At 72.9% G+C, this 12,787-nt stretch carries 14 protein-coding genes; 7 read left to right on the forward strand and 7 right to left on the reverse strand.

Features of this window, described 5'->3' with window-relative positions; translation table 11 throughout:
* Positions 1-79 precede the first annotated feature (79 nt).
* From WFI16_RS01865 to WFI16_RS01875, 3 genes are all read left to right on the forward strand, one after another.
* Positions 80-2,194, forward strand: coding sequence for a YjbH domain-containing protein (locus WFI16_RS01865; RefSeq protein WP_419896090.1), 2,115 nt, complete (start codon positions 80-82; stop codon positions 2,192-2,194).
* Between the two features lie 128 nt (positions 2,195-2,322).
* Complete coding sequence (trxA, locus tag WFI16_RS01870) at positions 2,323-2,652, forward strand: thioredoxin TrxA (protein ID WP_419896091.1); 330 nt, start codon at positions 2,323-2,325, stop codon at positions 2,650-2,652.
* Positions 2,653-2,750: 98 nt separating this feature from the next.
* Positions 2,751-3,830 (forward strand): PQQ-dependent sugar dehydrogenase, encoded by a 1,080-nt coding sequence (locus tag WFI16_RS01875; protein ID WP_419896092.1) that lies wholly within the window; start codon positions 2,751-2,753, stop codon positions 3,828-3,830.
* Here the strand turns inward: WFI16_RS01875 and WFI16_RS01880 are convergent, their stop codons facing one another.
* The 6 genes from WFI16_RS01880 to WFI16_RS01905 form a co-directional block, all read right to left on the reverse strand.
* On the reverse strand, positions 3,831-4,097 hold the full coding sequence (locus tag WFI16_RS01880; protein ID WP_419896093.1) for a DksA/TraR family C4-type zinc finger protein: 267 nt from the start codon (positions 4,095-4,097) through the stop codon (positions 3,831-3,833). It abuts the gene before it with no gap.
* Positions 4,098-4,134: 37 nt separating this feature from the next.
* Positions 4,135-5,118 (reverse strand): dienelactone hydrolase family protein, encoded by a 984-nt coding sequence (locus tag WFI16_RS01885; RefSeq protein WP_419896094.1) that lies wholly within the window; start codon positions 5,116-5,118, stop codon positions 4,135-4,137.
* A 95-nt stretch (positions 5,119-5,213) separates the two neighbouring features.
* Positions 5,214-5,885 carry a hypothetical protein gene (locus WFI16_RS01890; protein ID WP_419896095.1) on the reverse strand — a complete coding sequence of 224 codons (672 nt, stop codon included), beginning with the start codon at positions 5,883-5,885 and terminating at the stop codon, positions 5,214-5,216.
* Between the two features lie 16 nt (positions 5,886-5,901).
* Positions 5,902-7,407 carry a tripartite tricarboxylate transporter permease gene (locus tag WFI16_RS01895; RefSeq protein WP_419896096.1) on the reverse strand — a complete coding sequence of 502 codons (1,506 nt, stop codon included), beginning with the start codon at positions 7,405-7,407 and terminating at the stop codon, positions 5,902-5,904.
* Position 7,408: 1 nt separating this feature from the next.
* Positions 7,409-7,921 (reverse strand): tripartite tricarboxylate transporter TctB family protein, encoded by a 513-nt coding sequence (locus tag WFI16_RS01900; RefSeq protein WP_419896097.1) that lies wholly within the window; start codon positions 7,919-7,921, stop codon positions 7,409-7,411.
* Positions 7,921-8,886, reverse strand: a complete 966-nt coding sequence (locus WFI16_RS01905; RefSeq protein WP_419896098.1) for a Bug family tripartite tricarboxylate transporter substrate binding protein — start codon at positions 8,884-8,886, stop codon at positions 7,921-7,923. Before WFI16_RS01905 ends, WFI16_RS01900 begins: the two co-directional genes overlap by 1 nt.
* Positions 8,887-9,079: 193 nt before the next feature.
* Between WFI16_RS01905 and WFI16_RS01910 the strand changes: the two genes are divergently transcribed.
* Both WFI16_RS01910 and WFI16_RS01915 read left to right on the forward strand, forming a co-directional pair.
* A complete protein-coding gene (locus WFI16_RS01910; RefSeq protein ID WP_419896099.1) occupies positions 9,080-10,681 on the forward strand; it encodes a hypothetical protein in 1,602 nt (533 codons plus the stop codon).
* A complete protein-coding gene (locus WFI16_RS01915; RefSeq protein WP_419896100.1) occupies positions 10,678-11,604 on the forward strand; it encodes a hypothetical protein in 927 nt (308 codons plus the stop codon). The genes WFI16_RS01910 and WFI16_RS01915 overlap by 4 nt, the downstream gene beginning before the upstream one ends.
* A 6-nt stretch (positions 11,605-11,610) precedes the next feature.
* On the opposite strand, the gene WFI16_RS01920 is transcribed toward WFI16_RS01915, so the two are convergent.
* Positions 11,611-11,796: a DUF4169 family protein gene (locus tag WFI16_RS01920; RefSeq protein WP_419896101.1), complete on the reverse strand. Its 186-nt coding sequence runs from the start codon at positions 11,794-11,796 to the stop codon at positions 11,611-11,613.
* 60 nt (positions 11,797-11,856) lie between these two features.
* Here WFI16_RS01920 and WFI16_RS01925 point away from each other — a divergent pair, with 60 nt between their 5' ends.
* Both WFI16_RS01925 and WFI16_RS01930 read left to right on the forward strand, forming a co-directional pair.
* Positions 11,857-12,534, forward strand: a complete 678-nt coding sequence (locus tag WFI16_RS01925) for a dienelactone hydrolase family protein (protein ID WP_419896102.1) — start codon at positions 11,857-11,859, stop codon at positions 12,532-12,534.
* Positions 12,531-12,686, forward strand: a complete 156-nt coding sequence (locus WFI16_RS01930) for a hypothetical protein (protein ID WP_419896103.1) — start codon at positions 12,531-12,533, stop codon at positions 12,684-12,686. Before WFI16_RS01925 ends, WFI16_RS01930 begins: the two co-directional genes overlap by 4 nt.
* Positions 12,687-12,787: the final 101 nt, after the last annotated feature.

Raw genomic sequence — 12,787 nt, forward strand, 5'->3', positions numbered from 1 at the left:
GACCCGGCTTTGCCCTGGCGGCGGCTGTCGCCCCATGCCAGCATCGTTGCACGGTGGTGATGATCGATCCGGGGGGATCATGCCGCGGGGGGGATGGAAGTGGGGCCTGGCGATCGCCGCCCTGCTGGGGGTGGCGTCGGCCCGGTCGGAGGAGATCCCGGCCAGCGGCAGCGATTTCGGCGGCGCCGGCCTGCTGGAGATGCGCAATGCCCGATTCCGCGAGGACGGCACGCTGGAGGTCGGCGGCGCGCTGCGCCACCAGCGCCGCTTCTGGTTCGTCAATTTCCAGGCGCTGCCCTTCCTGGAGACCACCTTCCGCCTGACCGAGCGCCTGGACGGCACCACCGGCCAGGGCATGACCACCGACCGCGCCTTCGACCTGAAGCTGCGCCTGGTCGAGGAAAGCGAGACCTGGCCCGCCATCGCCATCGGGCTGCAGGATTTCATCGGCACCGGCCTCTATGCCGGCGAATACATCGTCGCCTCGAAGCGCTGGCACGGCTTCGACCTGACCGCCGGCCTGGGCTGGGGGCGGCTGGGGACGGGCGGCGAATGGACCAGCCCGCTGGCGCTGGGCGACAGCCGCTTCCGCACCCGCCCGCGCGATGTCGGCCGCGGCGGCAGCCTGCAGACCGGCCTGTTCCGCGGCGAGGATGTTTCTCCGTTCTTCGGTGTCGAATACTCGGTCCCAGCCATCCCGACCCCCTGGGGCGCTCTCGACGGGCTGAGGGCCAAGGTCGAATGGAGCGGCGACACCCTGCGCGACGAGCGCGGCGGCTATCCCGCCCGCCGCGCCCATCTGCGTGGCGAGGTCGACAGCCGGGTGAATTACGGCCTGCACTGGGCCAATGAGCATATCGAGGCCGGCATCGCCTGGCTGCACGGCACCGACTTCCTGTTCCGGCTGTCCTTCCGGCTGAACCCGGCCGACCCGCCCGCCGCGCCCCTGCCGCCGGCGCCGCCGATGCCCGCCCGCGCCCCCGCCGCGCCGCGCGACGAGGCCGCCACCGCCGAGGCCGTCTTCGCGGCCCTGCAGGAGGCCGGCTTCCTGCCGCTGGCCTATGCGGAGGAGGGCGGCACCGCGGAACTGGCGCTTGCCGGCGGCGACTATCGCGCGCTGTCGCAGGTGGCGTCGCGCGTGCTGCGGGCGGTGCAGCCGGCCCTGCCGCGCGACATCGAGATGCTGCGGCTGCGCTGGTGGCAGGCCGGCGTCGAGGTCGCCGTGCTGGAAATCCCCCGCGCCGCCCTGGAATCCGTCGCCCGCCACCGCGCCGCGCCCGAGGAAGCCTGGGCCACCGCCCGCCTGCTGCCCGCGACCGGCGCCATCACCCCGGGGGCGGTGGAGAACGAAGGCCCGTTCTGGAGCTGGCAGGCCGGGCCGCGGGTGAACCTTGCGCTCGGCGACCCGTCGCGGACGCTCCGCTGGCAGGCGGGCGTGGCGCTGGGCGGGCGGATCGAGCTCGGCGCTGGCTGGGCGCTGGCGGGATCGCTGCAGCAGGCGCTGCTGGGCAATCTGGAGGGCGGCCTGCCCTCCGACAGCCGGCTGCCGCATGTCCGCAGCGACTATGCCCGCTATGCCCGCGAGGGCGGCACCGCGCTCTCCACCCTCTATGCCGAGCGGCTCTGGAACGCCGGCCCCGACCTCTTCGCCCGCGCCAGCGCCGGCTATCTGGAGCCGATGTTCGCCGGGTTTTCCTCGGAGATCCTGTGGCGGCCGCAGGACAAGCCCTATGCGCTCGGCCTCGACCTGAACTGGGTGACGCAGCGTGCCTTCGACCAGAAGCTGGGCCTGCGCGACTATTCGGTCGTGACCGGCCATGCCAGCCTCTATGCCGAGCTGCCCTGGTGGAACCTCTACGGCATTCTCCGCGCCGGGCGGTATCTCGCCGGCGACTGGGGGGTGACGGTGGAGCTCGGCCGCCGCTTCGATTCGGGCATCGAGGTCGGCGGCTTCGCCACCTTCACCGACGTCTCCGCTGCACGTTTCGGCGAGGGCTCCTTCGACAAGGGGATCTATGTCCGCATCCCACTCGACCTGTTCGGCCGCGCCAGCTGGGCCCGCGGCACCGCGCTGATCCGCCCCGTGCAGCGCGATGGCGGCCAGCTTCTCTCGGTCGACAACCCGCTCTGGGAGGTCACCCGCGACGGCCGCGCCGATGCCCTGGCGCGCGGCATGGCCGGCTTCGGCCGCTGACATCCCCGCCGCCCGCATTCCCGCCATCGCCGCCGCGACGCTTGACCGCGCGGCCCGGCATCCCGACTCTAGCGGGCGACGCAATGCGCGCGGGCCGCTCCCGGCCGGGCGCGCCAGGAACCTGAAGCATGAGCGAACTCACCAAGGCTGTCAGCGACGAGAGCTTCAAGCAGGACGTGCTGGAGGCCTCTGGCCCCGTGCTGGTCGATTTCTGGGCCGAGTGGTGCGGCCCCTGCCGGATGGTGGCGCCGATCCTCGACGAGATCGCCGCCGAATATGCCGGCAAGCTGACCGTGGCCAAGGTCAATATCGACGAGAACCCGATGACCCCCAACGACTTCGCGGTCCGCGGCATCCCGACCATGATCCTGTTCAAGGACGGCAAGCCGGTCGAGACCAAGGTCGGCGCCATGCCGCGCAGCCAGATGAAGGACTGGATCGCCGGGGCCCTGGCCTGATCCTTTTGTCTGTTCGGGGCCGGTCGCTGCGCGCGGCCGGCCTCGCGCTTCTCCTGGGCCTGGGGCCGCCGGTGGCGGCCTGTGCCCAGGCGCCTTCGATGTCGTCGCCGCTGCCGCCGGGTCCGGTGCAGAGCGAGGCTGCCCGCTTCCGCCTGCAGCCCTTCGCGCAGGGCCTGGAGCACCCCTGGGGCGCCGCCTTCCTGCCCGATGGCAGCCTGCTGGTCACCGAGCGCCCCGGCCGCCTGCGCCTGGTCTCGCCCGAGGGCCGCGTCTCCCCGCCGATCTCGAATGTCCCTGCTGTCGCCGCCTCCGGCCAGGGCGGGCTGCTGGACATCCAGCTGGCCCCCGATTTCGCCACCACCCGCGAGCTGTATTTCTGCGCCGCCGCCCCGGCCGGTGGCGGCAGCCTGACCCGGCTCTACCGCGCCCGCCTGGCCGCCGATGCCCGCGCGCTCGACGCGGTGCAGCCGATCCTGGATGCCGGCCCGGCCCAGCCCGGCAACGGCCATTACGGCTGCCGCATCGCCTTCGACGCCGAGGGTCTTCTGTACCTCACCACCGGCGACCGGCAGCGCGTCTCGGAGCGCGCCCAGGACCTGGGGGACCTGGCCGGCAAGCTGCTGCGCCTCGACCGCGCGGGGAAGCCGGCGCCGGGCAATCCCTTCCTCGGCCGCGACGGCGTCCGGCCGGAGATCTACGCCTATGGCCTGCGCAGCCCGCAGGGGCTGGCGGTCAACCCGGCCACCGGCAGCCTGTTCGAGGTCGAGATGGGGCCGCGCGGCGGCGACGAGGTCAACCTGCCGCGCCCCGGCGCCAACCTCGGCTGGCCGGTGGTCGGCCACGGCCGGGCCTATAGCGGGTTGCCGATCCACGAGGCCGAGAGCCGCGAGGGGATGCAGGACCCCGAGCGCTTCTGGGTGCCCTCGATCAGCCCCTCGGGCGCCGGCTTCTACACCGGCGACGCCTTCCCGGCCTGGCGCGGCAACCTGTTCCTGGCGACGCTGAGCAGCGCCGGGCTGCTGCGCCTGACGCTCGATGGCGACCGCGTGGTCGCCGAGGAAAGGCTGCTCTGGGGCCAGATCCGGCTGCGCCACGTGCTGCAGGGGCCGGACGGCTTTCTCTACGTTCTGACCGACGAGGCGCGCGGCCGGGTGCTGCGGCTGGTCCCGGCCGAATAGCTACTTCAGCTGGCTGTCCTTGCTGCCGCGGCGGTTGATGCCGAAGGCGGCGGGACGGGCATCGCGCTCCGACTGGCAGGGGACGCAGGTGCGGGCATTGGGCAGCGCCCGCCGCCGCGCCTCGGGAATCTCCTCGCCGCACTCCTCGCAATGCAGGTTGCCGCCGCCGGGAACGGCCAGCCGGGCGCGGGCGCGCAGCACCGCGTCGCTGACCGTGTCGTCGATCTGGTCCTGCACCGCCCCGTCCGGGGCCCAGCCGCTGGCCATTTTCTTCAATCCTCCGGCACGGAATGTGGGGAGGGGGCTACTTCCGCACCACCCCCGCCACGAATTCCGTCACCGCCGCCACCGCCGCGGCGCGGGCCTGGGGGTGGCCGCCAACCTGTGGGCCGAGCTGCACGCAGGCATCGGTGTAGCTGAACACCGTCCCCGTCGCGGTGTTGATCAGCTGGCCCGGGGCGCGTTCCTCGATCGAGCAGTCGCGCACCGTCTGCGACTGCGGCGTCACCACCGCCGCGTCGGTCAGCGGCGTGTCGAAGCCGTGATGCGCGCCGGGATAGCTGGTCACCGTGATGTCGACGCCCGCTGCCTTCAGCCGCTCGGCCTGGGCGGCGCAGCTCCGCAGCGGGTTGTAGTCGTCGGCCTCGCCATGGATCAGGCGGATGGGCGCGGCGACCGGCTTCACGTCGTCGATGTAGCGGGTGGCGCAGTCGGGATAGAAGGGCACATAGGCGGCGAAGCCGATGCCGCTGCGGTTCCACATCTGATGGAAACGGGCGAGCGCGGCATAGAAGGCCGCCTGGCCGCCGCGCGAGAAGCCCAGCAGCACGATCCTCTGCGGATCGACGCGCGGGTGCTTCGCCAGGATCTCCAGCGAGCGGTAGATGTCGACGATCAGGTTCAGCCGGCCGAGCCGCGCCTGGTCGGCCGAGGTGCTGACCAGCCCGCGCCCGGTGAAGCCGTCGATGGCGAAGGTCGAGATGCCGCGCGCGGTGAACTGCGCCGACCACATCTCGATATTCGGCCCGATGCCGCCCGAGCCGTGCATCAGCACCACCACCGGCAGCCGCCCCGTGCCCTGCGCCACGCGCAACTCGCCGGCGACAGTGACCGGGGTGGCGCCGCCAGCATCGCCGGTGAGGAACTGGGCGTCGCTCAGCGTCAGCGAGGGGATCGGGTGCAGCTCCACCCGGCTGGCGATGGCGGCTTTGTCCTGCGCCGCGGCGGCGGTGGCGAGGCCGGCCGCCAGCAGCAGCCCGGCGGCGAGGGGGCGGAAAGCGCGCAGCATTCTGGTCGTCTCCCTGGACGGCGCCGGGGCTCGTTGCGGCCCCGGTCAGGCCGCCAGCAAAGCCTCTTTCCGGGACCGATGCCAGGGTGCCGCGATCATCCCCGCGCGATGGCGATGCCGCGCCCGGCGAAGAAGCGGTCGAAATCCTCGGGCGACAGCCGCGCATCCGCCTGCGCCGCCGCGTCATGGCCGGAGGGGTTGTGGAAGACGATCTCCTCCGGGGTCGCCGCGGTGACCAGCACCAGGTGGCCGCCACGGCTTTCGGGATGGCGCTCCGGCCAGCGGATGTCCTTGTGCACCGAGGCGATGAAGAATTCCTGCTCGGCCAGCAGGGCAGGGAGGTCGGCCGCGGTCAGGTCGAGGCGGATCTCGCCGGCGATCCCGAAGCGGTCGGCGATGAAGGGCAGCAGGGGGGCGTAGATCAGCCCCCGGATGCTGCCGTCCGGCTGCTCGACATAGCCGCCGGCCGCGGTCGCGCCGCGCGCGAGCTCCATCATGCGGGGCAGCGGGGAGACGCCGCGCGCCGCCAGGATCATGCGCAGGCAGGCCATGCCGCACAGATGCCCGGCCCAGCGGGCATAATCCTCGACCGTCGCCGCGCCGGAGCCGCGCCAGGCCGGGTCGCGCAGCAGGGCGCGCTCGGCGCCTTCCGCCACGACGGCCAGCGTCATGCCGGGGGTCTCCCACTGGCTGAAATAGGGGACGGGGCGATGGAGCGGGCGGTCGGGCATGGCGCCGAGAAAGACGCCGCCCGACCGCCCCGTCAAGGTTGCCGCCGCCCGGTCAGGCGGAAGCTGTGCGCCGCCGCGCCGCCAGCGCCCAGAGCCGCGGGCCGACCAGCCCGATCAGCGCCAGGATCAGGATGCAGAGCGAGACCGGCCGGGTGATGAAGGTCGACCAGTCGCCCTGGCTGATGGTCAGCGCCTGGCGCATCGCCTGCTCGGCCATCGGGCCCAGGATCATGCCGATCACCACCGGGGCGGTGGGGAAGTCGAAGCGGCGCATGAACATGGCGATGATGCCGATGCCGTAGAGCAGCACCAGGTCGACCACGCTGTTGCTGATGCCATAGGTGCCGATGGTGGCGAAGACCAGGATGCCGGCATAGAGCTGCGGCTGCGGGATCTTCAGGATGCGCGCCCAGAGCCCGACCAGCGGCAGGTTCAGCACCACCAGCATGATGTTGGCGACATAGAGCGAGGCGATCAGCGTCCAGACCAGCTCGGGCTGGCTGGTGAACAGCATCGGCCCCGGCTGGATGCCATAGGACTGGAAGGCCGAGAGCATGATCGCCGCCGTCGCCGAGGTCGGCAGGCCGAGGGTCAGCATCGGCACCAGCACGCCGGCGGCGGCGGCGTTGTTGGCCGCCTCCGGCCCGGCGACGCCCTCGATGGCGCCGGTCGTGCCGAACTCGTGCAGATGCTCCTTCTTCACCAGCTTCCGCTCGGCGAAGTAGCTCAGCATGGTCGGCATCTCGGTGCCGCCGGCCGGCATCACGCCGAAGGGGAAGCCCAGGCAGGCGCCGCGCATCCAGGGCCAGAAGCTGCGCTTCCAGTCCTGCCTCGACATCATCAGCCTGCCGACCTCGCGCACCTCCTGCTTGCCTTCGACATGGCGCCAGGCGAGGTAGAGCGTCTCGCCCACCGCGAAGAGCGCGACGGCGACCAGGACGACGTCGACGCCGTCCAGCAGCTCGGGGATGCCGAAGGTCAGGCGCGGCTGGCCGGTCTGCAGGTCGATGCCGATCAGCCCGATCAGCAGGCCGAGGCCGAGCGAGGTCAGCCCGCGCAGCGCCGAGCCGCCGAGCACCGCCGAGACGGTGACGAAGCACAGCACCATCAGCGAGAAATACTCGGCCGGCCCCAGCTTCAGTGCCAGTTCCACCACGATCGGCCCGAGGAAGGAAATCCCCAGCGTGCCGATGGTGCCGGCGACGAAGCTGCCCACCGCCGCCGTCACCAGCGCCGGCCCGGCGCGGCCGTGGCGCGCCATCTTGGCGCCTTCCAGGGCGGTGATGATCGAGCCGGATTCGCCCGGCGTGTTCAGCAGGATCGAGGTGGTCGAGCCGCCATACATGGCGCCGTAGAAGACGCCGCAGAACAGGATGAAGGCGCCGGTGGCCGAGACCTGGAAGGTGATCGGCAGCAGCAGCGCGATGGTCAGCGCCGGGCCGATGCCCGGCAGCACGCCGATCGCCGTGCCGAGGAAGCAGCCGAGCAGCGCCCAGCCGAGATTGGTCAGCGTCAGCGCATGGCCGAAGCCCATGCTGAGGCCGGCGAGGGAGTCCATCTCAGAGGATCCCTTCCAGGATGCCGGCGCCGATATTGACGCCGAGCAGCTTGTCGAAGGCCAGGAAGGCGCCGAGCGTCACCACCAGCCCGATGCCGAGGTCGCGCAGCGGCCGGCGGCTGCCGAAGGCGGCGGCAACCAGCACGAATTGCGCGGTGGCGGCGAAGACGAAGCCCAGGCTGTCGATCAGCACCAGATTGGCCAGCAGCCCGGCGCCGAGCAGGCCCAGCGCGCGCCAGTTGGTCGGCGGCGCGTCCTGCATCTCCTCGAGGTCTTGCGACCAGCCGCCGCGCAGCGCCTTCAGCGTCAGCCCGGCGCCGACCGCGACGACCAGCGTGCCCACTACATAGGGCATGAATTTCGGCCCGACCTGGGCATAGAGCGGGGTGACCGGGATGGCGACGGCCTGCCACAGGCAGAGCAGGCCGAGCGCCAGCACGAAGAGCCCGACGATCAGGTCGGGCCCGGCCGCCGGCCAGGAGAAACTCCCGGGGCGGCCCGCATGCGCGGCCATCAGATGAGGCCGACCTCGCGCAGCACCTCGGCGGTCGCCGCCTCGTCGCGCTTGAGGTATTCGGTGAAGGCGTCGCCGCCGAGGAAGGCGTCCTCCCAGCCCTGGCGTTCCATCATCTCCTTCCAGGCCGGCAGGGCGTGCAGGTCGGTGACGAAGCGCAGCAGCTCGGCCCGCGTCTCCGGCTTGATGCCGGGCGGGCCGAACACGCCGCGCCAGTTGCCCAGCGCGATGTCGATGCCGCTTTCCTTCAGCGTTGGCACGTCGGGCAGGCTGCGCGCCTCGCCGGAGGTCGCCAGCGCCCGCATGCGGCCGGCCTTGATCTGCTCGGCGAATTCGGAGACGCCGGAAATGCCGGCCTTGACCTGGGCGCCGAGGATCGCCGCCTGGGCCGGGCCGCCGCCGGCGAAGGCGACGTAGGAGGCGTCCTTGGCCGAGCGGCCCTGGCTCTTCAGCAGCAGGCCGAGCAGGATGTGGTCGATGCCGCCGGCGCTGCCGCCGGCCACCGAGGTGCCGCCCGGATTGCTCTTCAGCGCCTCCAGGAAGCCCTTGAGGTCCTTGATGTCGCTGCTGGCGGGCACCACGATGATGCCGGGCTCGGTGGTCATCCGGGCGATCGGCGTGACGTCCTTCAGCCCGACCGGCGACTTGTTGGCCAGCACCGAGCCGACCATGACGGCGCCGCCGATCATGATGCTGCCCTCGCGGCCGCGGCGCTGCTGGATGAAGCGCGGCAGGCCGACGGTGCCGCCGGCGCCGCCGACATTCTCGAACTGGAAGTTGCTGACCAGCCCGGCCTGGCGGGCCACCTGCTCGATGGCGCGGCCGAGCCCGTCCCAGCCGCCGCCGGGGCCGGCGGGGACGAAGACATGCAGGGAGGCGAAGCGCTGCTGCGCGCGGGCGGGGAGGGCGAGCCAGGGCAGGGTCAGGCCGGCGGCCGCCGCCGTCAGGATATTGCGACGCAACATGGGACGTTTCTCCGGTAGCATACGTTTCTGGAAACCAGCCTGTGCGATATCCGCGCCACGGCAAAGCGCAAAATGAACCGGCCCGGCCGGCCCCCGCTTGCACCGCAGCATCCCCCCCCGCATGCTGCCGCGAGGCCCGGGCGCGGCGCTGTCGCGGTGGCGGCGTCGGGCGCGCGGGCGAGGAATTCTCTGGATGCGGTTTCGCGTGGGGGTGGTGCTGGCCCTCCTCCTGGCACCATGGCAGGCCGCCACCCCGGCCTGGGCGCAGCGCGCCGCCTCCCCGCCGGCGGCGTCCGGCGGCGCCGCCAGCCAGGGCACCAACCAGGGCGCCAATCAGGGCAGCGGCCAGGGCAGCGCTCAGCAGCGCGCGGCGCAGGACCGCGAGGCGCTGATCGTCAACGAGCTGGGCCTCGGCCTGCGCGAGCTCTACATCGCCCCCGCCGGCAGCGTGGAGCCCGGGCCCGACCGGCTCGGCCAGGACACCCTGCCGACCGGTGCCTCGCTGCGCGTCGGCCTCGGCCGGCAGCGGCTCTGCCTGTTCGACGTGCGCGCCGTGCTGGCCGATGGCAGCGCCGAGGAGAAGCGCGGCGTCGACCTCTGCCGCAACAGCCGCGTCACCTTCGGCGACCCGACCGCACCGCTGCGCGAGGCGCAGGTGGTCAACGACACCGACCTGACGATGCGCGAATTCTACGCCATGCCCTCGGCCGTGCCGGGCCGGGGCGCGGCCAATCGCGGCCCCGACCGGCTGGGCGCCGACATGGTCGGGCCGGAGGCGACCTTCACGCTGCGGCTCGGCCGCGCCCGCGAATGCCTCTACGACATGACCGCCGTCTATGAGGACGACACGCTGGAGGAGAAGCGCCGCGTCGATCTCTGCCGGCGCAGCCGCGTGGTCTTCGGCGACAGCACCATCCCCTGGCGCGAGGTCGAGGTGGTGAACGGCACCCAGCGCACGCTGCGCAGCCTCTATGCCGCGCCGCTGCCGGCACCGGGCGCCGCGGCGCCGGCGCCGCCCGCCACGGCGGAGGAGCGCGAGGAGCGCTGGGGCCCCGACCGGCTCGGCCAGATCACCGTCGGCGCCGGCGAGACCTTCCGCCTGCGCCTGCGCCGGCAGAGCTGCCAGGCCGACCTCCGCGTCGTCTACAATGACGAGCAGGCCGAGGAGAAGAATGCCGTCGACCTCTGCAGCGGCGCCAAGGTGGTGTTCGACGGCGGCGGCATCCAGCGCCAGCCGGAACGCGCCTTCACCCTGGTCAACCGCCATGGCGCGCCGGTGCAGGAGCTCTACGCCTCCAGCGTCGACGACACCGACTGGGGCGACGACCGGCTGCCCGGCGGCCCGCTGGAGCGCGGCGGCCGTTTCGAGGTGACGCTCCGTGCCGGCTGCGAGGTCGACCTGCGGGTCGTCTTCGGCAATGGCGGGGCGGAAGAGCGTCGTGGCGTCAATATCTGCGACAACGGGCTGATCGTGGTGCGCCCCGGCTGGACGCTGGCCGAGCGCCTCGACCAGGGGGCCGGCGCCATCGAGCAGGGCCCGCCGCGCGAGGGCAGCGTGCGCTTCCGCAACAGCGGCCCGGCGCCGCTGGTCGAGCTCTATGTCGATGCCGCCGGTGCGCCGCGCGGCGCCGACCGGCTGGGGGCGACCGTGCTCGGCCGCGGCGAGACGCTGGACTTCCAGCCGCCCGAAGGGGTGGGCTGCACCGGTCATCTGCGCGCCGTCTTCCGCAACGGGCTGGAAATCGACCGGCCGGATTTCGCCCTGTGCAGCGGCACCGAGGTCCCCCTCCCATGATTCTTTTTTCTGGCAAGGGCCGCTCGATGGCGGCCCTTGGCGTCGCGCTGCTGGCCGGCCTCGGTTGCGTCCCGCCTGTTCATGCCCAGCCTGCCGCCGCGCCCACCGCGACCGCCCAGCCCGGCCTGCTGCCGGTGCCGACCGCGCTGCGCGGCGCCTGGTTCGACGGCGAGTGCACCGCGCCGCGCGCCATGCTGCAGGTCACCGCCCGTGCCGTGGTGCGGCTTCCCGCTGACGCGCCGGCCCGGCTGATCCGCTTCGGCGAGACGCGGCGCCAACAGGCCGGGGACCAGGCCGAGTGGCATGTCGGCATCGGCCGTGGCGCCGAGGCGCCGCGCATCCTGCTGCGCGGCGACGGCCAGGCGCTGCAGACCGCCGAGCCCGACGCCAAGCTGCGCGACGACCGCCTGCCCGGCGACACCCCGGTGCTGTCCTGGCACCGCTGCCCGAGCCCGCCGCCCGCCTTCGCCGCGCTGCATGGCGAGGGCCTGGCCTTCCTCGGCTCGCTCGAGGTGCTGGAGGCGGCCTGCGGCGGCGCCTCGGCCAGCCCGGCCGGCTGCGTCGCCGCCATCGTCGGCGAGGGCGACGTCTCCGGCGACAGGCTGCTGTCGGTGGCCGAGATCGCGCGGATGGTGCGCGGCATGACCTGGGTGCTGGCGGCGGCCGAGGATGCGGCGCCGGAAGGCGTCATGGCCGCCGGTGGTGGCGGGCTGCTGGCCGGCGTCGCCATCGCCCGCTTCGCCATGGAAAGCCTCGACTATGACGGCGACGGCAAGCTTTCCGCCGCCGAGCTCGGCCAGGACCGTGCCGGCTTCGCCCGCGCCCTGGGCAGCGAGGCCGGCCGGCCGCTGCGCCTGGAGGGCGTGCAGGAAGGCGTGACGCTGCTGCGCACGCTGCTCGACAGCACCATCCTCGGCCAGTAGCCGCGCTCAGTCCTTCGGTGGCTCCTGGCGGGCGCCGTCGAGCAGGGCGTTGCGCCGCGCCTCGGCCTCGGCGTCGCGGGCGCGCTCGGCCTTGCTGCGGCCGAACTTCTCGCGGTTGACGGCGGCCTGGCGCTCGGCCGCGGCGCGGGCCGCGGCTTTCCGCCGCTGGTTGAGGTTGACGATCTCTGCCATGCACGGAGGATAGGGCCGCACGCCGCTTCCGGGAATGGCCCGGACCCCGAGGAGAGTCGCATGCAGATCGAACTGGCCGCCGCCGACGGGCACCGGCTCTCCGCCTGGCGGCTGGGCCCGGACAGCGCCCGCTGCGGGCTGGTGGTGGTACAGGAGATCTTCGGCGTGAACCGCCACATGCGCCGGGTCTGCGAGCGATTCGCCCAGCAGGGCTATGCCGTCATCGCCCCGGCGCTGTTCGATCGCGCGCAGCCGGGGGTCGAGCTGGGCTATGCGCCGGAAGACGTGAAGCAGGGGCTGGCGCTGCGCGGCGCGATCGAGCCGGCCGCCACCCTGCTCGACATCGAGGCCGCCGCCGCCGCGCTGCGCGCCGGGCTGGGGCAGGGGGCGAGGCTCGGCATCATCGGCTATTGCTGGGGCGGCAGCGTCGCCTGGCATGGCGCGACCCGCTCCGAGGTGTTCGGTGCCGCGGTCGGCTATTATGGCGGCGGCATCGCCGCGGCGAGGGACGAGACGCCGCACTGCCCGGTGCAGCTGCATTTCGGCGAGGCCGACCAGGGCATCCCGATGGCGGATGTCGCCGCCATCCGCGCCGCCCAGCCGGAGGTCGAGGTCTTCACCTATCCGGGCGCGCCGCACGGCTTCGCCTGCGAGGAGCGCGGTGCCTACAGCCCGGCCGATGCGGCGCTGGCGGAACAGCGCGCGCTCGGCTTCCTGGCGCGCCATCTCGGCGGATGATCACCTATATCGTCACCGTGGTGGTGATCCTGGCGGCGCTGGCGGCGCTGCCGCTGTGGCATGCCCAGGGTTTCGACGCGCCGCCGGTCGCCATGTGGACGCTGCTGGCCGTCGCCGCGGTGGTGATGATCTTCAAGGGGCGCAAGGACTAGGCAGGGGCGGCAACGCCCTGCTGCCGCGCCCGGTGGGGGGGGGTGCCCTTCAAGCGGCCCAAGGAACAGAAAAAAGAAGGGGTCCAGGGGAATTCCTTCCC

It is taken from the genome of Roseomonas sp. USHLN139, assembly GCF_037145735.1.
Taxonomy (GTDB): Bacteria; Pseudomonadota; Alphaproteobacteria; order Acetobacterales; family Acetobacteraceae; genus Pseudoroseomonas.